The sequence below is a fragment of the Leyella stercorea genome, assembly GCF_019052365.1.
Classification (GTDB): Bacteria; Bacteroidota; Bacteroidia; order Bacteroidales; family Bacteroidaceae; genus Prevotella.
Window position 1 is genome coordinate 23,907 of record NZ_JAHQUY010000018.1, and the last position, 20,643, is coordinate 44,549.

Here is a 20,643-nt window from a genome sequence, read left to right on the forward strand (position 1 = left end):
TTTTGTTTAACAAAAACATACACAACATGAAGAAAACGCTACTTTCTATCGCTGCGCTTCTCGTTTCTGCTAACGCAGCCCTCGCTCAGAACGGCATCACCGAACTGCCCGACGCCGACCATAACGGACTCACTATCACTGCTATGTCGCCTAACGCCAAGTTCGTCGCCGGATCTAACGCCTCTACATTCGGAGGCTTTATCTTCGACCTCGAAAACGACAAAATCGTCAACTTCGACGTCAACCCCTCCGACGACCCCGACGCCGACGTCGACCTCCAGATAAAGGCTATAGCCAACAACGGCCTCGCGGTCGGATGGAACGGACCGGCCTCTACGTTCGACTTCTCTACGCAGAAATGCACCTCTTACGGTGCCACCGACCAGTACCTCTTCAACGGCATCAGCCCCTCCGGGGGCTACATCGTCGGTGCACGCTACGACGGCGCACAGACCGAAGGCACGCCCTGCATCTTCCACGACGGCACGCCCCGCGACCTACCGCTCCCCTCTAACTCCTTCCTCGGATACGAGTCCGCTGGCGCCGCCGCCCTCTCCGTAGCCGACAACGGCACCATCTCCGGCTACTTCGTCGACGATATGGCTACTCGTCCTGCCACCACATGGGCGCTGCTCAACGACGGCTCTACCCCCTTCCCCTACCCCGTCTCTCGTCCATACTTCGCCGCTACGGCTGAGTCCTCAAAGCCCTACGCCATGTTCAGCTGCGACCAGACAACAATGTCCCCCAACGGCAAGTGGCTCATCATCAACTACGAGAAGTTCCTCGGCGACTCCGGATCGCTCATCTCCACCGCTCGCTACAACCTGCAAACCGACGAGGTCGAGTTCTTCACGCCCAACGACGACGACGAGCGCTTCGCCGAGGTCGGTGCCGAGGTCTACGGCTTCGGCATCTCTGACGACGGCACGGTCGTCGGATTCTACGGCGGCGCTTACGGACCGCGCGTCGGCTTCATCTGGAAAGCTGGCGAAAGCGACATACAGCGTCTCGCTACTGCCTTCCCCGGTGCTACACGCCTCGCCGACTACGACGAGGGCTTCTTCAATACGCCCTGCGCCATCTCTGCCGACGGACGCTACATAGCCGGCTTCGCATACATCTCACCCGAAGACCAGGACGAGGACGAATACTACCTCTCATGGGTGCTCGACACACAAGACCCCGACGCCGCTGGCTCCGCTACCGACGTCGCTCCTATCGTCGTCAAAGACAAAGACAAGGTAGCAAAGATAAAGGCGCTCTACTCGCTCGACGGCGCTCGACGCAACACACTCTCTAAGGGCATCAACATCCTACGTATGTCCGACGGCAAAAGCCTCAAGAAGCTCGTCAAATAACGCCCGCCGCTAATATTTTACCGCGTAGCGAAAACCTCATTACAGCATAGCTGAACAACCCTTACCGCGCAAAGGTAACATCCTTGCCACGCAAAGGTAACGATGCTGGCTGTCTGAATAACCAAGACGGTTGTGAGACAAACCCCTCTCACAACCGTCTTTTTTATATTTCTTTGCATAGATTTTTTTTGCAGCAATAAAAATAATGTGTACCTTTGCTCTCTGTAAAACCTACTAACGAACAGAGCATCGTTGCACCCTCAGTCGCCTAACGACACATCGTGCAGCCTGCGAAGTTCTTAAACAATTCATTCAGTTATGCTAAAACAAATACTCAACGGTCGCGTTCTCACTCCACAAGGCTGGCTCGAAGGCGGCTCTGTAATCATCGACGGCAACAAAATCTTAGCCGTATCCAACAGCGACCTACACATCGTAGACGCAGAAATCATCGACGCTAAAGGATGCTATGTCGTGCCCGGCGGTGTAGATCTTCACGTGCATGGAGGCGGCGGACGCGACTTCATGGAGGGCACCGAGGAGGCGTTCCGCGTGGCTATCAAGGCGCACATGAAGCATGGCACCACTTCCATATTCCCTACTCTCTCTTCTTCTACCGTCCCCATGATTGAGGCTGCTTGCGAAACATGCGAGAAGCTCATGGCTGAGGAGAACAGCCCCGTGCTCGGACTTCACCTCGAAGGCCCTTACTTCAATCCGAAGCAGGCGGGAGCGCAGATACCCGAGTGGATAAAGCCGCCAGTAGCCGAGGAGTACGAACCGCTGCTCGACAAGTATCCGTGCATCAAGCGATGGGACGAGGCGCCCGAGCTACCTGGCTCTATAGAGTTCATACAGTCGTGCCGCAAGCATGGCGTCGTGGCTTCTATCGGCCACACTCGCGCCACATACGCTGACGTCGTGGCCGGACATAAGGCTGGCATGATGCACGCCACTCACTTCTACAACGCCATGCCCGTTGTCTACAAAGAGCACGAGTTCAAGGTGCCGGGCACTGTAGAGAGTGTCTACGCTCTGCCAGATATGACCGTAGAGGTGATCGCCGACGGCATACACGTACCGCCGGTTATGCTTCGTGTCGTCTATCAGATCAAGGGCGTAGAGAAGACAGCGCTCATCACCGACTCTCTGGCGTGTGCTGCAAGCGACGAGGGCGTGGCGTTCGACCCGCGTGTCATACTCGAAGACGGCGTGTGCAAGCTGGCAGACCACTCGGCGCTTGCCGGATCTATCGCCACAATGGACCGCCTCATACGCACGTGCGTACAGATGGCGAAAATACCGATGGAGGACGCATGCCGCATGGCGAGCGAGACGCCTGCAAAGATCATGGGCGTGTTCGACCGCAAGGGATCGCTCGAGGACGGCAAGGATGCCGACATCATGATGTTCGACAAAGACCTTAAGCTTACATACGTAATGCAGATGGGCAACGAGGTTACAAACGAACTCTAAACCGAAAACACTATGTTGAAACAATTTGTCAATGGTCGCATCCTCACACCTAAAGGATGGCTTGATGGCGGCTCCATTGTTACCGACGGCAACAGAATCAGAGCCGTCTCTAACATCAACCTTCATGTGGTCGGAGCCGAAATCATCGATGCCAAGGGTGGCTACATAGTCCCCGGCGGCATTGATATGCACGCTCATGGTGGCGGCGGACGCGACTTCATAGAGGGTTGCGAGGACGCTTTCCGGGCGGCTGTTAATGCGCATCTCAAGCATGGCACCACCGCTATATACCCAACGCTCTCTTCTTCTACAGTTCCTACCATCGAGGCTGCTTGCACGGTGTGCGAGAAACTCATGAACGAGAAGGACAGCCCAGTACTTGGTCTGCACATCGAGGGCTCATACATCAACCGCAAGCAGGCTGGTGCGCAGAACCCTGTGCTCATAAAGGCGCCGATCATCTACGAATACGAGTCGCTGCTAAAGAAGTACAAGTGCATCAAGCGATGGGACGAGGCGCCCGAGCTGCCAGGCTCCGTAAGATTCATAAAAGAACTGCGTAGTCACGGCGTTCTCTCTGCTCTCACCTGCACACGCGCCACATACGAAGACGTAGTTAAGGCACACGACGCCGGAATGACTCACGCTTCTCACTTCTACAACGCTATGCCGGTTGTCTACAAGGAGCACGAGTTCAAGGTGCCCGGCACCGTAGAGAGTGTCTATGCGCTGCAGGACATGACCGTAGAGGTGATTGCCGACGGCATACACGTACCGCCTGTTATGCTCAAGATTGTGTATAAGATAAAGGGTGTCGAGAAGACCGCTCTCATAACCGACTCTTTGGCTTACGCTGCGAGCGAAGGCGACGTGTCTGCTGAGGCTCGCGTCATTATGGAAGACGGCGTTTGCAAGCTGGCCGACCGCTCGGTGCTTGCCGGCTCTATCGCCACAATGGACGTTCTCATACGCACCTGCATACAGAAGGCTGAGATACCGATGATTGATGTGTTCCGTATGGCGAGCGAGACGCCAGCAAAAATCATGGGCGTCTTCGACCGCAAGGGCTCTATCGAGGAAGGCAAGGATGCCGACCTCATGGTGTTCGACAAGGACATCAACCTCACATACGTAATGCAAATGGGCAAAGAGATTACGAACAACCTCTAATCTCACATTATATATAAACAAGCACTCATTATATATAAACTAAGACTCATTATATATAAACTAAGACTCATTATATATAAACATAACAAGGGCTGGGTTCCACAAAGGAATCCAGCCCTTTAATGATTAAATCAGTCCGAGCGACTTCAGTTTGCCTTCGATAGCCTCAACACCACCTTCTACGTTGCTCTCGATGTTAAGAGGCATAACCGGGTCGTGCAGCGACATACGCAGCAACCACCAACCGGCTTCATCCACATTGCCGCAACTAACGCGCAGTCCCTCGTAGTTTGGCTCAACAATCGTCCAGCCTTCCACTCCTGCTGCCTTTGCCTTCATATCCTCAAGCACCTTCGCGCCTTGAGCCTTAAAGTCGGGATCGGTGAGTTTGATTCTTATCTCCTTGCTCTCCTTTGGCTGCTTTAGCGAAGCTATCACCTCATGCACCTGCTTACCCTCCTTGTACAGCTTTGCTGCGAAGACTATGAGCTTTGCTGCAAGATAAGCGCCGTCGTCGAGGAAGTGGTTCTCGCGCAGAGCCGCATGACCAGATGTCTCAATAGCCAACCAGCACTCCTCACCTGCTTCGTTCAGACGGATGCCCTCGTTTATCACGTTCTTGTATCCGCGGCGGAAGCGGTGGTGCCTGCCTCCCTTTTCGCTGATATACTCAGCAAGACCGTCAGAAGTTACAGAGTCGGTTACGATTGTGCTTCCCGGATGCTCATCCAGTATCACGGAAGAGATAAGCGCAATGAGAGAGTTGCGGTTGATTGGCTCGCCCTTTCTGCCGATGATAGCCGAACGGTCTACGTCTGTATCGAAGATTACGCCGAGGTCGGCATCGCTTTCTTCCACAGCCTTGCAGACAGAAGCCATCGCCTCACGGTCTTCAGGGTTAGGAATATGGTTAGGGAAGCGTCCGTCAGGATCGAGGAACTGGCTGCCCTTTGTGTCGGCGCCAAGCATACTCAATATCTTCTCGAAAAATCCGCCATTGCCGTTGCCTGCGTCTACAATGATGTGCATGCCCTTAAGCGGATGCTGATAATCATCAGCATTCACACCCTCACAGATGTAGTCGGCAATATGACGAGAGTAGATATCCATGAAGTCGAGTGTTGACGAACTGCCCTTCGCGCCTTCAAAAACATATTCTCCATTCTCTGCTATCATAAGGATAGAAGCAATGTCCTTGCTGTCGAGACCGCCCTTAGGAGTGAAGAACTTAAGTCCGTTGCGGTTGAAAGGCAGATGACTTGCCGTCACCATAACCGAAGCCGTAGCCTTCACATGCTCGCTGATAGTGGTCATGAACATGGCTGGAGTAGAAGCCAGTCCACAGTCTACGACATTCGCGCCAGCCTCAACAGCGCCCTTCACAAACGCACTCTTGATGCTGCTGCCTGAAAGACGACAATCCATACCTACCGCAATAGTCGGCGTGTCGCAGTCAGAGTTGTTTCTTATCCAGCGCACGAACGACTTTGCGATTGTTTCTATAACTTCGGGTGTAAGGTTAACGTGTTCTCCTTCAATACCTTCAAGAGCCACGCCTCTAATGTCAGAACCATTCTGTAGTTTTTTCCAATTCATAGTTATACCTTAAGATTAGTAGGAAACAAAATTATACATTATTTTTCAAACATCAAACTAAAACTCCGCAAAAATCATTATCTGTAAAGTTTTTTGTACATAAAGACTTGCAAAATCAAAAAAACGTTTGCGAGTTTTATAATAAAAATGTACATTTGTGTCTGACAAACATAGCCTACTTAATAAATCGTGCAAATTATGAAGACTCTTCCCTACATGATATTCAGTTTTCTTATGCTCTGCGCATTGTGTACAAGCATAAACAGTTATCGCAGAACAGAGAATATTATAGCGCAGGATGTGAATCGGGCATTGGAGCAGGTGCTTGTGACGATGCCAGACAATATGGTCACAACAGACACCATACGCTGCTATCGCAACTGCCTCACCATAGCCGAACTGAAAGACACGGCAGGCATAGCCATGCGTACTGTGCGCAAGGACGGACGTTGGGAGACCCGACTCGTGGCGGAGGCTAACTGTGGCTTCGCAACTACCTTCATGATGTCCGACCAAAAGGCATCAGGGTCTTTTCTGTTTGCCGGATTGCTGTGGCTGTTGTGCAGCTTGTGGTACATAAAAAGGAAAGGACCGGAGCTGATTGCACAAGGCATATCGTACGGAGGCATCGTCTTTTATAACGACAAGTTCATGACGCTTTCGGGCGAGCAAATTCGTCTTACGCCTATGCAACATTCTCTGCTCGAAATGTTCATAACAAGCGACACACATACTCTATCAAAACAGCACATTTGCGACCGACTATGGCCGAAGAAGCCCGATGCAAGCGACACGCTCTACACGCTGATAAAGCGCATAAAGCCAATCATAGAGACTCATAGCACGCTGAAGATCCAGTCGGACAGAGGCAAGAGCTACAGTCTGATAATCAAGTAGATAGTCTTTTGCCAGCCAATTGTCAGGTAAATGTCAGACTCGTAAATTGGCTTTCTTTTAAGGAGATTATAACTTTGCACCATAACAAAATTGGTGCAAAATGAAACGATTGATTACACTTTCTATTATTCTCTCCTCCGCATTCTCCGCTTCTGCCCAGGATGTGAACAAAACCGTTACGCTCAATGAGGTTACGGTAAAGGCAGCCAAGGTTGTGAACAAGCCCGACGGCATGGTTCTCTACCCTACCGATGCTCAAAAACAGTCATCGAACAACGGCTACAGCATTCTTGAGAAGCTCTCGCTTGCCAATCTGCGTATCGACAATATCAACCACTCCATTACGGCTATCGACAACCGCGGCAGCATTCAGATCAGAATAAATGGCATCGTTGTGGACAAGTCGGAGATGTTGGCTCTCGATCCGAAGAACATCACGAAGATTGACTTCATAAACAATCCTGGCGTGCGTTATGGCGACGGTATAGCTTATGTCGTTGATATCATTACACACAGAAAAGAGAGCGGATATACCGTTGGTACCGACCTTACTTCGGCGCTTACCACCTTGCAGGGCGATGGCATGGTTTACGGTAAGTGGAACCGCGGCAAAAGCGAATGGTCACTTTCCTACGATTTGAGCGGGTATCGTACAAAAGGAAGCAAGAGCAAACAGTCTGCAGAATATACATTGACTGACGGAAGCATACACAGAATAGAACGAAACGATATGGAGACGCTTCGTAAAGCTATTGCGCACGAAGCAAAACTGACATACAACTGGGCTGACTCTACAGCCACCGTCTTTCAGACATCATTTAGTGGAGCGTTCAACAACGCTCCCGACAACTACATTATTAAGGATATTAAGGACGGCGCTCGGCAATACCAAGCAACAAGTTGCGATGCTGACAAAAGCTATTCGCCGGCATTGGACGTCTACTTCTTCCGCCAGATATCTCCACGTCAGTCTCTTACCGCCAATGCCGTAGGCACATACATCTCCACGCAGACCGGCTCTTTCTATAACGAGGGTTCTCCTTATAAATACAATGTAGACGGCAAGACAACATCCTTGCTTGCGGAGGCAATCTACGAGAATCGGCTGAAGCCATTCACGTTCTCTACGGGCGTGAACTATAGCTATAAATACATAAAGAACGGTTATCTTGGCGATGCCTCGTCTCTTACTAAGACAAACAATAACCGTCTGTATGGCTTTGCAGAAATCAAAGGTATGCTACGCCAGCTGCGCTACACGTTAGGTGCTGGCGTAAGTTACATTCATTACACGCAGAACGGTCACAGATTCAATTTCTGGACTTTTCACCCGAAGGCATCGCTCACATATCAGATCAACAACGGCTTGCAGATGAGCTATACTTATCAGATGCAGGACAAGGTGTCTCGCATAGCGATGACAAGCGATGTTATGATTCGCACAAATAGCATGGAATGGACCAAAGGAAATCCCGATTTGAAACCGTCGCATGATATGGAGCACCGCCTGCAGTTTTCGTATAACAACAATCGCTTGCAGGCCTTCGTCGACGGCTACTTCAAGCAATGTTTCAAGCCTAATATGGCTCATTATGAACGTACCCAAGACAATCAATTCGTCTATACACAGATAAACCAAAAGGAGATAGACGCCTTGAGCGTTATGGCATACGCCGGCTACTGGCTTTTGCCCGAAAAGCTTCAGATTGCAGCCAACGGAGGATTGTACAGATGCTTCAACTACAGCAATGACTATACACATTGCTACACCTCTTGGTTCTACGCTGCCAGCATCACGGCTTATCTCGGTAGATTCACGCTGCAGGGATACGTAGACAACGGCAACCGCTTTTTAGAGGGAGAATCGAAAAGCTACAACGGAGCCTATTCTGTCGTGAAAGCATCACACGCATGGCGCAACTGGCAGTTCTCCTTGTCGTGGGCGAATCCGTTAAACAACAACTACAAGGCATACGAGAACGAACTGCTCAACCGCAATCTCTACAAGCATACCATAGGCTATTCAAAGTGGATGGGCAATCTGGTTTCGCTGAACATCTCTTGGCGACTGAGTAGAGGAAGCAAGCACAATTCGGCAGAAAAACGCATAAACCTACGCGATACGGATAACGGCATCATAAAATAGAGAGCAGAGGCTACTGGTTAGGGAACTCTCACAACATCCACCACATGGCTGCCAGCTCCAATAAGGTCGGCACGCTCAGAGATGCACTTCTGATATTCTATGAAACGCGCAAACGTCTCGTCACTCATGCGGTTGAGACGTGTGCGCATATAGTCGGAAGCGCCGTCGGGCGAGAATATGGTTAGACGTTCCAAGCCTGCACGTTCGTCAAGTCGGTTGATGTCGTCTATACGCACATAGTCGTAAAGCTCGTCTGCCTGAGCCTGAATATGGAAGTTCTCGTCAACGGCGCCACGCTCCATCAGTCCTTCTATTCTATCCTCGTCGAAACAATACGACAGAATGCTGTATTCGTTCATCAAGTATGCCACAAAAATCAGTCCGCCCAGTTTGGTCACGCGCTTTGCCTCGTTCAGAGCCTTTAACTTCTCCTCGTCGCCGATGAGATGATAGAGCGGACCGAGCAACAGCGTAATGTCAGCATACGCCGTAGGCAGGAACGGCATGTTACGTGCGTCGCCCTGCACAACATCTGCCGTCGGCTCACGCTTCAGAAACACCTCGATGTTGCGTCGCACCAGTTCTACAGCCTTCACCCGATAACCTTCTGCCATAAGAGCCGATGTGTAGCGTCCAGTTCCTGCACCTATATCGAGCAACAACGAGTCGGGCTTAATGTATCGGCGCAAGTGATGCATGGTGGTTTCGAACTCTACGATGCCGTGCCTGCGCTGCAAGCGAAGGTCTTCAGGGTGCTTATTGTAGTGTTTCTCTATATTGGATAATGCCATATTTATATATTAAAAGTTGGAGGTTGAATAATATGCTGTTTCTTTTAACAACGATAATCCTCAACAAATTTAGATAAAATTTCCGAATTATAAGCCAGTTGGGATAAAAAACAGGCTGATAATTCGGAAATTTTATCTAAATTTGCGAATATAAATAAACAAGAATTATGAACATACACTTAATAACTTTCAGCCCTACTGGCGGAACCCGACGTGTCAGCGAATCATTATGCAAGGCTCTCAGCGACGAGAGCGTTGTTACGGAACTTTGCACAAAACCGCAGAATCTGTCTTATCCCGATATAACAGCCGACGACCTTGTGTTTATCTCCATGCCCGTATACGCTGGTCGTGTACCAGCCTTAGCCGTTGAGCGACTGAAGGGCATAAAGGCGAACGGAGCAAAGTGCGCTGTTGTTGCCGTATACGGAAACAGAGCGTATGAAGACGCCTTGGTTGAGATGCAGGACACAGCTACAGAAATAGGGTTTCAAGTGATTGCCGCAGTAGCTGCCATCGCCGAACATAGCATCTGCAGAATGTACGGCACAGGAAGACCAGACGAAGAGGACGCAAACGAATTGGCTTCGTTCGGCTTGGATATATTCAACAAGGCAAAGGAGATGACAAACCAAACAAACGGCGTACAGACTTCCTCACCTCTCGCATTGCCCGGAAACAGACCATATAAAGAAGGCTGCTCCGGCCCCTATCCTACAGCCGGCGATGCTTGCACAGAATGTGGAACTTGCGCTGACGCTTGTCCTACGGGAGCCATTTCTTTTGATAATCTCAAAGGCGTAAACACCGAACTGTGCATCGGTTGCATGCGTTGTGTCTCCGTTTGTCCCATACACGAAAGAGGCATAGGCGATCGCCTCAACCTACTTGCCGCACACCTCAAGCCCTTGTGTAGCGAAAGAAAGATGAACGAGCTTTTCTTATAACATAAACAGGAAATTAGAAAGAATATTATGAAACTCAACAAAGTACACCACGTAGCCGTAATCTGCTCCGACTACGAGCGCTCAAAGCAGTTCTATACCGATGTACTCGGCATGAAAATAAAGAGCGAACATTATCGCAAGCAACGCGACTCATGGAAAGCGGACTGCTATCTTGGCGACACATACATCGTAGAACTGTTCTCCTTCCCCAATCCTCCTGCACGTCCTTCCTATCCCGAAGCAGCCGGTCTGCGCCATCTTGCTTTCGAGGTGGACGACCTCACGGCGGCGGTAAGCGAACTTGACAGCAAGAGCATAAAGCACGAGCCGATACGCACGGACGAATATACCGGCAAGCAGTTTGTGTTCTTCAGCGACCCCGACGGACTGCCGATAGAATTGTACGAGAAATAAAGAAGCATCACTTTTAGGTATTGCCTGGCTCACAACAAAATTGTATCTTTGCATCGTAACAAACAAGTTTAAAAGAAGAATATGACAGAAATGACAACTACAATAATCGTAGGACTTCTAATTCCGTTATTGGGAACGATGTTGGGATCGGCTTTCGTGTTCTTTATGAAAGACGAGATGTCTGCACGATTGCAAAAGACATTGTTGGGCTTCGCTTCGGGAGTGATGGTTGCCGCATCTGTGTGGTCTTTGCTGATTCCTGCTATGGAAATGAAAGCTGATAGCGGCGCATGGTCGGTAGTGCCGGCTGCCGTTGGTTTCCTGATGGGTATAGGCTTTCTGCTGCTTATCGACGAACTGACGCCTCATCTGCACATAGGTACAGACAAGCCCGAGGGCATCAAGTCTCACTTGTCAAAGACCGCCATGCTTGCCCTTGCCGTAACCATACACAACCTGCCCGAAGGTATGGCTGTAGGCGTAGTGTTTGCAGGAGCCGAAAACGGCTCTTCGCACATATCCTTAGCCGCAGCCATTTCCGTATCATTAGGCATAGCCATACAGAACATCCCAGAAGGAGCCATTATCTCAATGCCTATGCGCGCAGCAGGCAACAGTCGGTGGAGATCATTCGTGTTAGGATCTCTCAGTGGAGTCGTCGAGCCCATCGGAGCCATCGCCGTTCTGTTGCTCGCATCGCTTCTGATGCCAGCCCTTCCATACATGCTCGCCTTTGCTGCAGGCGCCATGTTCTACGTAGTAGTGGAAGAGCTGATACCAGAAGCCTCAAGCGGGCAGCACAGCAACCTCAGCACTATAGGTTTCGCCATCGGCTTCGTACTGATGATGGTACTTGATGTGGTGATGAATTGAGTAAAAATAAAATAACAACCTATTTAATAATGAAAGCAATCAGAATTATGAGCATACTTACTATGCTCTGCGCCATCTTCTCTTGCAAGGCGCAGAACAAGGGTTTCGAGAGCGTGTCGGCAGATGCCTACGAGAAGATAATAGCCGACACAACAGTGGTACGCCTTGACGTGCGCACAGCAGAAGAATTCGCTGCAGGTCATATCGAGAACGCTGTTAATATAGACGTGCTGAAGCCCGACTTCGAGCAGAAGGCGTGCGAAACACTTTCTAAAGACAGAGTGATAGCCGTGAACTGTCGCAGCGGCAAACGCAGCAAGAAGGCTGCAAGCATACTCGTGCGCAACGGCTATGTAGTTGTAGAGCTCGACAAAGGCTACAACGCATGGGTAGACGAAGGTCACAAAGTAGTGAAGTAGAACTATACCTAAACAGATTAAGCAATTTAACACCAGACTATTATGAAAAAGACAGCACTCATAACCGGAGCTACAAGCGGCATCGGCGAAGCCTGCGCAAGAAAGTTTGCCGAGGGCGGATACAATCTTATCCTCACGGCTCGCCGCGCAGAGAAGTTAGCAGAAATAAAGGCACAGCTCGAAGCCGAGGGCACGAAGGTGCGCACCTTGGTGTTCGACGTGCGCGACGCCGAAGCTGCAAAGCAGGCTATCGCTTCGCTCGAACCAGAATGGCAGACTATTGATGTTCTGATTAACAACGCCGGACTCGCACTCGGTCTCGAGAAGGAATACGAGGGCGACCCCGAAGACTGGAACACGATGATAGACACCAACATAAAGGGTCTGCTCACCATGACACGTCTCATCGTGCCGGCTATGGTGGAGCGTAACGAGGGTCACGTAATCAACATCGGTAGCGTGGCGGGCGATGCGGCATATGCCGGCGGCAACGTCTATTGCGCCACTAAGGCTGCCGTGAAGACCATTACGGACGGCCTACGCATCGACGTAGCCGAATCGGCAGTACGCGTGACGAACGTGAAGCCCGGACTCGTTGAAACCAACTTCAGCAACGTGCGTTTCCACGGCGACAACGCTCGTGCCGAGAACGTATACAAAGGCATCGTCCCGCTCACCGGAGCCGACATTGCCGATGTAGCTTTCTACGCTGCTTCAGCTCCGAAACACGTGCAGATAGCCGAGGTGCTCGTGCTTGCCACGCATCAAGGAAGCGGTAGCGTGATACACAGAGAAAGGTAATCTGATTGGACGGCGAACGCAATCTGATTGGAAGGCGAACGCAATCCGATTGGACGGCGAACGCAATCCGATCGGACGGCGAACGCAATCCGATCGGACGGCGGACGCAATCCGATGAAAAAGCCCTGCATACATTATGCAAAAATGCCAACAACTCTACACTTTTATTTGTAAGTTACGATAAAAAGGCTTACTTTTGTAGTTACAAGTAAAAAAGTAATGGAATGAATACAAAAACCAATACCAATAAAGAAGAACAGATACTGATAAGAATTACGGGCAACGACCGCCCCGGACTGACCGCTTCCGTAATGGAAATACTCGCCAGTAAGGATGCCAAGATTCTCGACATCGGACAGGCTGACATTCACTCTACCCTATCTCTCGGCGTGCTCATACGCATTTCTGAAGCAGCATCAGGACAGGTGATGAAGGAGTTGCTCTTCAAGGCTACAGAACTTGGCGTGAACATCGGATTCGAACCCGTCACCGACGACGAGTACGAGAATTGGGTGAACCTCCAGGGCAAAAACCGCTTTATCCTTACGCTTATCGGACGCTCACTTTCTGCCAAGCAAATTGAGGCTGCAACAAAGGTTATAGCGCAGCAGGGACTGAACATCGACTCCATACTCAGACTCACAGGTCGCATGAGCATAAAGCACCCGGAACACAACAGGCGCGCCTGCATCGAGTTCTCGCTCCGCGGCACACCTGCCGATAGAACAGCCATGCAGAAGGAACTGATGCACATATCTAACGAGATGGAGATCGACTTCTCTTTCCAGCAGGACGACATGTACCGCCGTATGCGCCGACTCATCTGCTTCGATATGGACTCTACACTTATACAGACAGAGTGCATCGACGAACTGGCAGAACGTGCTGGTGTTGGCGCAGAGGTGCGTGCGATAACAGAAAGCGCCATGCGTGGCGAAATCGACTTTAAGGAGAGCTTTACACGCCGCGTTGCTCTGCTCAAGGGACTCGACTCGAGTGTTTTCGAGGACATCGCAAACAAGATGCCTATCACCGAGGGCGTAGACCGACTCATGGCTGTATTGAAGCGTTGCGGATACAAAATAGCCATTCTTAGCGGCGGATTCACCTACTTCGGCGAGTTCCTGCAACGCAAGTACGGCATCGACTACGTATATGCCAACGAACTCGAAATAGACGAAAACGGCAAACTTACCGGACGATATCTCGGCGAAATTGTAGACGGACATCGTAAGGCAGAACTGCTGAAGCTCATTGCGCAGGTGGAAAAGGTGAATCTCGCACAGACCATCGCCGTGGGCGACGGAGCAAACGACCTGCCCATGCTCGGCGAGGCCGGACTCGGTATAGCGTTCCACGCTAAGCCACGCGTGGTGGCCAACGCCAAGCAGAGCCTCAACACCATCGGCATCGACGGCGTGCTCTATTTCCTCGGATTCAAGGACAGCTATTTGGGCGAACAAGGCCGCTTCTAAGGCTAAAGGCTAAAGACTAAAACCTAAACAATATAACTTATATGAACTTTTTTAAAAAGCTATTCGGATCACAGAACACTTCTGAGGAAGTGAAGGAAGAAAAGAATTTCGACGTGCTGAAATACGACGGAGTGCGTGCGTTACGCATGCAGCAATTCGATTATGCGGCAAAATGCTTCGTGCTCGCTCTCGAACTGAACGCCGACGACCTCGAATGTCGCGACTATCTTTCACAGGCATACATCTCGCTCGGCGACATGCAGAACGCATATACACAGCTCATGGCGATATCTGCAGCACAGCCAAACAATGTTGCCGTGCTGCTACGCATGGCTGACGTGTTGTACATGACGGAGGACTATGCGGCTATGGCTGAGGTGTGCGAGAAGGCGTTGCAGCTCGATAGCGAGAATATCATGACCTATTATACCTACGCCAAAGCATACAAAGGACTGAACGACCTCGACGCTGCCGTTGCTATGCTCTCAAAGGCTATCGACCGACGCGAAGACTTCGACGCGGCTCGTCTGCTTCGTGGCAACGTGTTGTTGGAGAAAAACCAAACAGCCGAAGCAGCTATCGACGCTGACAATCTCTACCAGCGAATCGAAGAGAACGAGGACGTTCTCCTGCTAAAGGCTCGTGTAGAGAAAGCTCTTGGCAATCTCAAGGAGGCAGAAAAAGTATACACTAAAGCGATCGACTTCAATCCGTTCTTAATCGAAGCCTACAAGGAGCGCAGCGAGGTGCGCTCGGCGCTAGGCGATACCGCCGGAGCTAAGGAGGACCAGACAAGAGCAGACGAAATGGAGCAAGATATTCCGCAACCAACAGAAGGAATAGAAGAGAACATCAAGAAGAAAATGCAGCAAATGGATCCATACAAGGTGTTCTACAACGAGTATTAAGCCTTGATCTCAAATGTTTTTTTAATAAAACACTCACATTTTCAAGAGTACAGACAAAAAAAACTTTGAAAAAAGCATTGTAATTGAAAAAAAAACATTACCTTTGCAGTCGATTTGGAGGTTCCGTAGCTCAGTTGGATTAGAGCAACAGCCTTCTAAGCTGTGGGTCTTGGGTTCGAACCCCAACGGAATCACTTTGTGACCCCATGCGGGTCACATCGGAACAAAACAACGTCAAAGAGGATTCTACTTCGGTAGTATCCTCTTTGTTGCTTATATACAGTTAGTTACGAGCGAGTAACTTGAAATCCAGACAGTTATTTAGAGGACGAGCGTAATGTCTAATTAACGCAGCGGATTTGAACCTGGTGCTTTGATGATGACATAACGGGACACAACGATACATAAATGTGTGACACTTTGTGTGACACTTTTCTGAAATGTGTGACACTTCTTAAAATGTGATACACTTTCAGCCACTAAATAGCTGGGATTGGTAAAACCACCAATTAAAAATTGTTAAACTCCCATTATTCTCATCTTCTTCACTTATTTGTCCGCTGTACTAAAACCTACTTTAACGATGAAGAAGGAATTGGTAGAGGTCGTCTTCGACCGTAGAAAAAACTCCGAGAAGAGGGGTTACGGATTTTTGGAAGTGCAAGTTTATCTTGGACGTGCCACTCGTAAATACATTATGATTGGCAAGTATTCACCCGACGACTGGCAAGCAGCAGCAGCTTCGCCCGAAACACAAGCTCTGGTAGCAAAGTGTAAGAAAATCATTGCTGCGATGGACGTTCTTGATGAAGAGCGTACCTACGACAATTTCATGTATCACTTCAATGGCGAAGACAAGAAGCCTAAGGTGGGAGTAAAGGAGGAATACAAGTTGTAGGCGTTGCGCCCGATGCAAAATTAATGTCTGTCAGCAATAGTTTATCAACAGTGACGAACTTGGAAGCCAATCTCGCAAATGGAATAAATTGGTCATGGAAAAACGGTGCAGATGTTATTTCATGTTCATGGTGGTGTGAACCAAACGATTTGATTGCAGAGGCAATTGACAATGCTGTTTATAAAGGTCGAGAAGGAAAGGGTTGTGTATTTGTCAAATCAGCTGGCAACTATACTTTTGCACACCCTACCTATGATATATCCTATCCTGGAGACTACAGTGAAAATGTATTGGCAGTATCCAATATGACTATAGATGGGACATTATCTTCGAAATCCTGCTATGGACCAAATTTATTTGTGACGGCACCGGGTACAGACATCCTGTCAACAATACGTAACAATCGGATTGATAAAATGAGCGGCACATCAATGGCTTGTCCTCATGTTGCAGGTTTAGCTGCATTGATTTTGGAAAGGAATCCATCATTGACAGCAAAGAAAGTTCGTGAGATTATTGCTAAGAATACAAAAAAAATTGGCAATATTCCTTATAGCACAAATAAGATTTACGGAACATGGAATATCAAATATGGCTATGGTCTCATTGATGGCTATAAAGCAGTCATAAATACTCCTCGCAACTAAACTTAATCGGGCTATGCCATAATAACTAAAATTATGGCAAGCCCATAACACATAGAAATCATGAAAAAAAGAAAACTAATAGGTCTGGTTTCAATACTGGCCACTGCAACGGCATTAAACGTATCTGCCTCCGGTCTTATACCTGAGCAATGTACTATTGGAGACCGTCCGGTTTGTTATCCTATTGTTGATATCGGATTTACATTCGATGGATCCATCTCAATCACCGAAAACTCAACTGCAACTGTGTTTTCTGACGGGCATCCTGTGGCAACAGGCGTGTTGTCCTGCTCCAACTATGTAGGAAAAAAAAGGATACAGGGAACTGCGGTGATCACATTTGAATCGCCCCTGCTGCTTCCGAAAGGCAAGACATACCACCTTGTCGTACCGGAAGGTGTTATCTACAGGGAGGGTAAACCAGACATCACCAACGAGAAACTTGAAGTGGAATTCAGTGTGCCATCGACCCTCGGTCAGGCAACGCCCACTGTTGAAGAAGGATCTGTTGTTGAAAGAAAAGACCGGATAGGATTCTTTTTCGGATTCGAAACTGCACCCGTCGATGGCGCGAAGGCGATACTCCTTCGTGAAGGGGTTCCTGTTAGAGAATATTACTGCGATGTAAGCTGGGATTGGAATCTCGGTTATGCAGGAATTGATTTTGGCGAAAACATAAATTTCGAGAATGGAGTGAGATACTCGATTCAATTGCCTGCGGGTAGTACAAGTGCCCTATACCGTACGGATATTGTAAATGAAGAAGCAATCGTCAACTTCATAGGCGGTTACACAGAGCCGGTGAAGCCAATCCAGTACACTTGGTGCAGTCTCTTTGACAACCATACCACGGATGTGCTTGGGGAAGTAAAATTCTATTATGACCGTCCGATTGCCCTTTCCGCAAATCCGATTATCAAGCTTAACATCGAGAATGAAAATCTCACAGTCAAGGAAGTCGTACCGACAATTTCGGAAGAAAATGGGGACTGGGTGTTGGTTGCGGATTTCGAGAACATTCCGCTTATCTCGGAAAAGGGATATACTATAATTATACCCGAAGGAACAATCGTTTCCAAAGAAGGAGATGTTGTTGTCAATCAACGCAATGTAATGGAGATTGGGAGCAGCAGTGGCATTGTTGAGATTGAGAACCGTGAAGTATCGATAAACTCAGCAAATGGTGTCATATCAATAGGACAAATTTTTAAGGGATGTAATATAAAACTGTTCTCCCTTGATGGGACAATGATATACAACACAAAAACATCGGAAGGAAACGTCTCTATTTCTGTACCGACATTTGGAGTTTATCTTCTGTCCATAAATGGTAAAACGTATAAGATCGCAGTTAAGTAACCACCAATACAAAAAAACAATGAAAGCACTTTTTTTCATCTTATTGCTGGCTGCAGGATGTATGTACTCGGCAGCGGCTACTCCCTATTACTACAGTCAGGGAGAGAAAATAACTCTGACGGAGGTAAGTGACAGGATGAGCGTTGCTGTCAACACATCGACACCCATATCGATGTCTTCCGGATATTCAGTAGTCAGGGAGATTAAAGACAACACATTTCGAGTTCTCGTGTGTGAGGACAATCCTCAGAACGGATCCCGTTCCAGTGCCACAACCTTTAAGGCAAGACTTAAAGGAGTCTCAACTACTGCAATGGTTTCTCCCTGTTATAAAAGTGAAAACGGGGATCATATCGTCATTACTCCTTACTTGAATGTAAAACTGAAAACCGCAACAGACTACACATTGTTGGAAAATGCGGCCAGACAAAACAATCTAACCATCGTATCGCAAGATGAGTTCTTGCCGTTATGGTATATACTCTCCGTGACACCCGCAACAAACGGCTCATCTCTGGATATTGCAAATAAACTGTATGAAACTGGATTGTTTGCAGAAGCCATTGCTGATTTCTCTTCAGAGAACGACGCTTTATGCTCCTACGACCCTTTTGTAACACAGCAGTGGGGACTCTACAATGCCAACTATGACGACATTGACATCTCAATCTGTGGTGCATGGTCGTATGCAACCGGTCGCGGAATAAAAATCGGCATCCTTGATCAGGGTGTTGATGTCAACCACATAGATCTCGCTCAAAACATCTATCCCTTAAGTTTTGATACAGAATCCGGGACTTCTCCCGCCAAGCTGTTCGGAGACCATGGCACACATTGTGCAGGGATTGCAGCAGCTGTTCGGAACAATGGAATACAAGTGGCAGGGGTAGCACCTGATGCCAAAATCGTTTCAATCAGCAACTCATTATACAGTACACCCAACAGTCAACTTAAAAGAGCTGATGGGTTTATATGGGCCTACAAGAATGGAGTTGATGTTATATCCAATTCTTGGAAATCCGGAACAGTTCACCCAGCCATTAATGAAGCAATTGCCGATGCGTTCAAATATGGCCGTGAGGGTAAAGGCTGCGTGATTGTGTTTGCTGCTGGAAATGGTGGACATATTGATGTCTCCTATCCTGCGAACTGTAACGACAAAATAATTACTGTTGGCGCACTTTGTTCAAATGGAAATATTTCTTATTTTTCTCAAACCGGAGATAAGCTAGATGTGGTTGCTCCTGGTGTTGATGTGTTGTCTACACTGCCTAATAACGAAACCGGCCTTAAGGATGGTACATCAATGGCCTGTCCACATGTAGCAGGTTTGGCGGCTCTCATTCTTGAACGAAATCCCCGTCTTACCGTAACACAAGTTAATGACATCATAGAAAACAATACAAAGAAAGTTGGGCCAAATAAATATAATGAGACACGTAAAAACGGTACTTGGAATAGTTATTATGGTTATGGTCTCATCAATGCAGAACAAGCACTAATCAATACCCCAAGATAAACAATGCGAAGAATTAACAGCGATTTATGAATGTGTTCAGAACATATACAAATAAATATAAATCCATTGTGTTACTCGTTCTCATATTGCTAACGAGTAACACAATGGATGCTCAGACAATATATGATAAGAATGGTGCGATGTTTACTTTCACAAAAGATTCATACAAAGCTAATATATCATATTAATACATTTACCAGAAGGATTAGACAGGATTCCTAATGGCTTTGCTGATGCTTGTTTTAAACTACAAGATGTAAATATAACATCCTCTGTAAAAAGTATTGACATAGCAGCTTTTCAACAATGCCACTCATTAAAAAAGATAGAGTTACCAAATGGACTTGAAACGATAGAGAAAGATGCCTTCTGGCACTGTGACTCTTTGGAACAGATAGTCTTTCCTGCAACATTGAAAATGTTGGGACAAGAAAGTTGTTCCTACATGTCAGAATTAAAACGTATATATTGTATGGCCTCCGAACCTCCTGTATGCGAGGAAAGCACCCTTAATCCGGGGAATACCCCATTTGGCGATTACGAGCCAGTTCCTAATCTAATTACTCCCAATGACATTCCGGTTTATGTTCCTGTCGGTACTGCTGAAAAATACCGAAAGGCTTGGGGATGGGATTATTTTACTAATTTTATAGAAACAGATGATTTCCCGACAGCAATACACAATGTCACCATCGAACACTCTAATTCCAGCAATCGAATTTATGATTTAAATGGCAGAGAAGTGATAAATCCGCAAAAAGGACAGGTGTACATTAAAAATGGGAAGAAAATATTATTTGCTTATTGAAATAGTTGAGGAGGAGAAGTAACATGTTCTCCTCCTCATTTACTATCCAAGCATAATAACTATTGTTCCTTCATTACTATTCATTTACCTGTTGGCGGAATTAATTTAGTGCATACTTAATTCTGCCAATGGGCTTGT

19 protein-coding genes and 1 tRNA gene are annotated in these 20,643 nt (G+C 48.1%); 18 read left to right on the top strand and 2 right to left on the bottom strand.

Annotated elements, in window-relative coordinates; translation table 11 throughout:
* Positions 1–26: 26 nt before the first annotated feature.
* The 3 genes from KTQ90_RS05105 to nagA (KTQ90_RS05115) all read left to right on the top strand — a co-directional run bounded on the left by KTQ90_RS05105 (position 27) and on the right by nagA (KTQ90_RS05115) (position 4,007).
* The gene (locus KTQ90_RS05105) at positions 27–1,361 is read left to right on the top strand and encodes a DUF4082 domain-containing protein (protein WP_217317449.1); all 1,335 of its coding nucleotides are present in this window, start codon (positions 27–29) and stop codon (positions 1,359–1,361) included.
* A 318-nt stretch (positions 1,362–1,679) separates the two neighbouring features.
* Positions 1,680–2,837, top strand: a complete 1,158-nt coding sequence (gene nagA / locus KTQ90_RS05110; RefSeq protein WP_217317450.1) for an N-acetylglucosamine-6-phosphate deacetylase — start codon at positions 1,680–1,682, stop codon at positions 2,835–2,837.
* A 12-nt stretch (positions 2,838–2,849) separates the two neighbouring features.
* A complete protein-coding gene (nagA, locus tag KTQ90_RS05115; protein WP_217317451.1) occupies positions 2,850–4,007 on the top strand; it encodes an N-acetylglucosamine-6-phosphate deacetylase in 1,158 nt (385 codons plus the stop codon).
* A gap of 126 nt (positions 4,008–4,133) precedes the next feature.
* Here nagA (KTQ90_RS05115) and KTQ90_RS05120 read toward each other — a convergent pair whose 3' ends face one another.
* On the bottom strand, positions 4,134–5,603 hold the full coding sequence (locus KTQ90_RS05120; RefSeq protein WP_217317452.1) for a phosphohexomutase domain-containing protein: 1,470 nt from the start codon (positions 5,601–5,603) through the stop codon (positions 4,134–4,136).
* 198 nt (positions 5,604–5,801) lie between these two features.
* Here KTQ90_RS05120 and KTQ90_RS05125 point away from each other — a divergent pair, with 198 nt between their 5' ends.
* Together KTQ90_RS05125 and KTQ90_RS05130 are read left to right on the top strand one after the other, a co-directional pair.
* Positions 5,802–6,500 carry a helix-turn-helix domain-containing protein gene (locus KTQ90_RS05125; protein WP_217317453.1) on the top strand — a complete coding sequence of 233 codons (699 nt, stop codon included), beginning with the start codon at positions 5,802–5,804 and terminating at the stop codon, positions 6,498–6,500.
* Between the two features lie 100 nt (positions 6,501–6,600).
* Positions 6,601–8,646 (top strand): TonB-dependent receptor, encoded by a 2,046-nt coding sequence (locus tag KTQ90_RS05130; RefSeq protein ID WP_217317454.1) that lies wholly within the window; start codon positions 6,601–6,603, stop codon positions 8,644–8,646.
* A 17-nt stretch (positions 8,647–8,663) separates the two neighbouring features.
* On the opposite strand, the gene KTQ90_RS05135 is transcribed toward KTQ90_RS05130, so the two are convergent.
* On the bottom strand, positions 8,664–9,437 hold the full coding sequence (locus tag KTQ90_RS05135; RefSeq protein ID WP_217317455.1) for a class I SAM-dependent methyltransferase: 774 nt from the start codon (positions 9,435–9,437) through the stop codon (positions 8,664–8,666).
* Positions 9,438–9,604: 167 nt separating this feature from the next.
* Between KTQ90_RS05135 and KTQ90_RS05140 the strand changes: the two genes are divergently transcribed.
* The 13 genes from KTQ90_RS05140 to KTQ90_RS13860 all read left to right on the top strand — a co-directional run bounded on the left by KTQ90_RS05140 (position 9,605) and on the right by KTQ90_RS13860 (position 20,505).
* Positions 9,605–10,384, top strand: coding sequence for an EFR1 family ferrodoxin (locus KTQ90_RS05140; RefSeq protein ID WP_217317456.1), 780 nt, complete (start codon positions 9,605–9,607; stop codon positions 10,382–10,384).
* Between the two features lie 27 nt (positions 10,385–10,411).
* On the top strand, positions 10,412–10,798 hold the full coding sequence (gene gloA2 / locus KTQ90_RS05145; RefSeq protein ID WP_217317457.1) for an SMU1112c/YaeR family gloxylase I-like metalloprotein: 387 nt from the start codon (positions 10,412–10,414) through the stop codon (positions 10,796–10,798).
* 90 nt (positions 10,799–10,888) lie between these two features.
* On the top strand, positions 10,889–11,671 hold the full coding sequence (locus KTQ90_RS05150; RefSeq protein ID WP_217317458.1) for a ZIP family metal transporter: 783 nt from the start codon (positions 10,889–10,891) through the stop codon (positions 11,669–11,671).
* Between the two features lie 47 nt (positions 11,672–11,718).
* Entirely contained in the window at positions 11,719–12,090 is a 372-nt protein-coding gene (locus KTQ90_RS05155) for a rhodanese-like domain-containing protein (protein WP_254359497.1), read from the top strand.
* A 42-nt stretch (positions 12,091–12,132) separates the two neighbouring features.
* Entirely contained in the window at positions 12,133–12,891 is a 759-nt protein-coding gene (locus KTQ90_RS05160) for an SDR family oxidoreductase (RefSeq protein WP_022157199.1), read from the top strand.
* A 224-nt stretch (positions 12,892–13,115) separates the two neighbouring features.
* Complete coding sequence (gene serB, locus KTQ90_RS05165; RefSeq protein ID WP_217317459.1) at positions 13,116–14,366, top strand: phosphoserine phosphatase SerB; 1,251 nt, start codon at positions 13,116–13,118, stop codon at positions 14,364–14,366.
* A gap of 41 nt (positions 14,367–14,407) precedes the next feature.
* Positions 14,408–15,274 (top strand): tetratricopeptide repeat protein, encoded by an 867-nt coding sequence (locus tag KTQ90_RS05170; protein WP_217317460.1) that lies wholly within the window; start codon positions 14,408–14,410, stop codon positions 15,272–15,274.
* Between the two features lie 119 nt (positions 15,275–15,393).
* Positions 15,394–15,468, top strand: a tRNA-Arg gene (locus KTQ90_RS05175).
* A 389-nt stretch (positions 15,469–15,857) separates the two neighbouring features.
* The gene (locus KTQ90_RS05180) at positions 15,858–16,172 is read left to right on the top strand and encodes a hypothetical protein (protein ID WP_217317461.1); all 315 of its coding nucleotides are present in this window, start codon (positions 15,858–15,860) and stop codon (positions 16,170–16,172) included.
* Between the two features lie 23 nt (positions 16,173–16,195).
* The gene (locus KTQ90_RS05185) at positions 16,196–16,819 is read left to right on the top strand and encodes a S8 family peptidase (RefSeq protein WP_217317462.1); all 624 of its coding nucleotides are present in this window, start codon (positions 16,196–16,198) and stop codon (positions 16,817–16,819) included.
* A gap of 60 nt (positions 16,820–16,879) precedes the next feature.
* Positions 16,880–18,178 carry a hypothetical protein gene (locus tag KTQ90_RS05190; protein WP_217317463.1) on the top strand — a complete coding sequence of 433 codons (1,299 nt, stop codon included), beginning with the start codon at positions 16,880–16,882 and terminating at the stop codon, positions 18,176–18,178.
* Between the two features lie 19 nt (positions 18,179–18,197).
* Positions 18,198–19,697 carry a S8 family peptidase gene (locus KTQ90_RS05195; RefSeq protein WP_217317464.1) on the top strand — a complete coding sequence of 500 codons (1,500 nt, stop codon included), beginning with the start codon at positions 18,198–18,200 and terminating at the stop codon, positions 19,695–19,697.
* A gap of 214 nt (positions 19,698–19,911) precedes the next feature.
* Positions 19,912–20,505 carry a leucine-rich repeat domain-containing protein gene (locus KTQ90_RS13860; RefSeq protein WP_369680863.1) on the top strand — a complete coding sequence of 198 codons (594 nt, stop codon included), beginning with the start codon at positions 19,912–19,914 and terminating at the stop codon, positions 20,503–20,505.
* The last annotated feature ends 138 nt before the right edge of the window (positions 20,506–20,643 follow it).

Bases quoted from the DNA above. Each gene is read 5' to 3' on its own strand.
- KTQ90_RS05120 (WP_217317452.1), bottom strand. From the start codon at position 5,603: ATGAATTGGAAAAAACTACAGAATGGTTCTGACATTAGAGGCGTGGCT.
- KTQ90_RS05125 (WP_217317453.1), top strand. From the start codon at position 5,802: ATGAAGACTCTTCCCTACATGATATTCAGTTTTCTTATGCTCTGCGCA.
- KTQ90_RS05140 (WP_217317456.1), top strand. From the start codon at position 9,605: ATGAACATACACTTAATAACTTTCAGCCCTACTGGCGGAACCCGACGT.
- KTQ90_RS05180 (WP_217317461.1), top strand. From the start codon at position 15,858: ATGAAGAAGGAATTGGTAGAGGTCGTCTTCGACCGTAGAAAAAACTCC.
- KTQ90_RS05190 (WP_217317463.1), top strand. From the start codon at position 16,880: ATGAAAAAAAGAAAACTAATAGGTCTGGTTTCAATACTGGCCACTGCA.
- KTQ90_RS05185 (WP_217317462.1), top strand. From the start codon at position 16,196: ATGTCTGTCAGCAATAGTTTATCAACAGTGACGAACTTGGAAGCCAAT.
- KTQ90_RS05135 (WP_217317455.1), bottom strand. From the start codon at position 9,437: ATGGCATTATCCAATATAGAGAAACACTACAATAAGCACCCTGAAGAC.
- KTQ90_RS05105 (WP_217317449.1), top strand. From the start codon at position 27: ATGAAGAAAACGCTACTTTCTATCGCTGCGCTTCTCGTTTCTGCTAAC.
- KTQ90_RS05170 (WP_217317460.1), top strand. From the start codon at position 14,408: ATGAACTTTTTTAAAAAGCTATTCGGATCACAGAACACTTCTGAGGAA.
- KTQ90_RS05155 (WP_254359497.1), top strand. From the start codon at position 11,719: ATGAGCATACTTACTATGCTCTGCGCCATCTTCTCTTGCAAGGCGCAG.
- KTQ90_RS05150 (WP_217317458.1), top strand. From the start codon at position 10,889: ATGACAACTACAATAATCGTAGGACTTCTAATTCCGTTATTGGGAACG.
- KTQ90_RS05195 (WP_217317464.1), top strand. From the start codon at position 18,198: ATGAAAGCACTTTTTTTCATCTTATTGCTGGCTGCAGGATGTATGTAC.
- serB (WP_217317459.1), top strand. From the start codon at position 13,116: ATGAATACAAAAACCAATACCAATAAAGAAGAACAGATACTGATAAGA.
- gloA2 (WP_217317457.1), top strand. From the start codon at position 10,412: ATGAAACTCAACAAAGTACACCACGTAGCCGTAATCTGCTCCGACTAC.
- nagA (WP_217317451.1), top strand. From the start codon at position 2,850: ATGTTGAAACAATTTGTCAATGGTCGCATCCTCACACCTAAAGGATGG.
- KTQ90_RS05130 (WP_217317454.1), top strand. From the start codon at position 6,601: ATGAAACGATTGATTACACTTTCTATTATTCTCTCCTCCGCATTCTCC.
- nagA (WP_217317450.1), top strand. From the start codon at position 1,680: ATGCTAAAACAAATACTCAACGGTCGCGTTCTCACTCCACAAGGCTGG.
- KTQ90_RS05160 (WP_022157199.1), top strand. From the start codon at position 12,133: ATGAAAAAGACAGCACTCATAACCGGAGCTACAAGCGGCATCGGCGAA.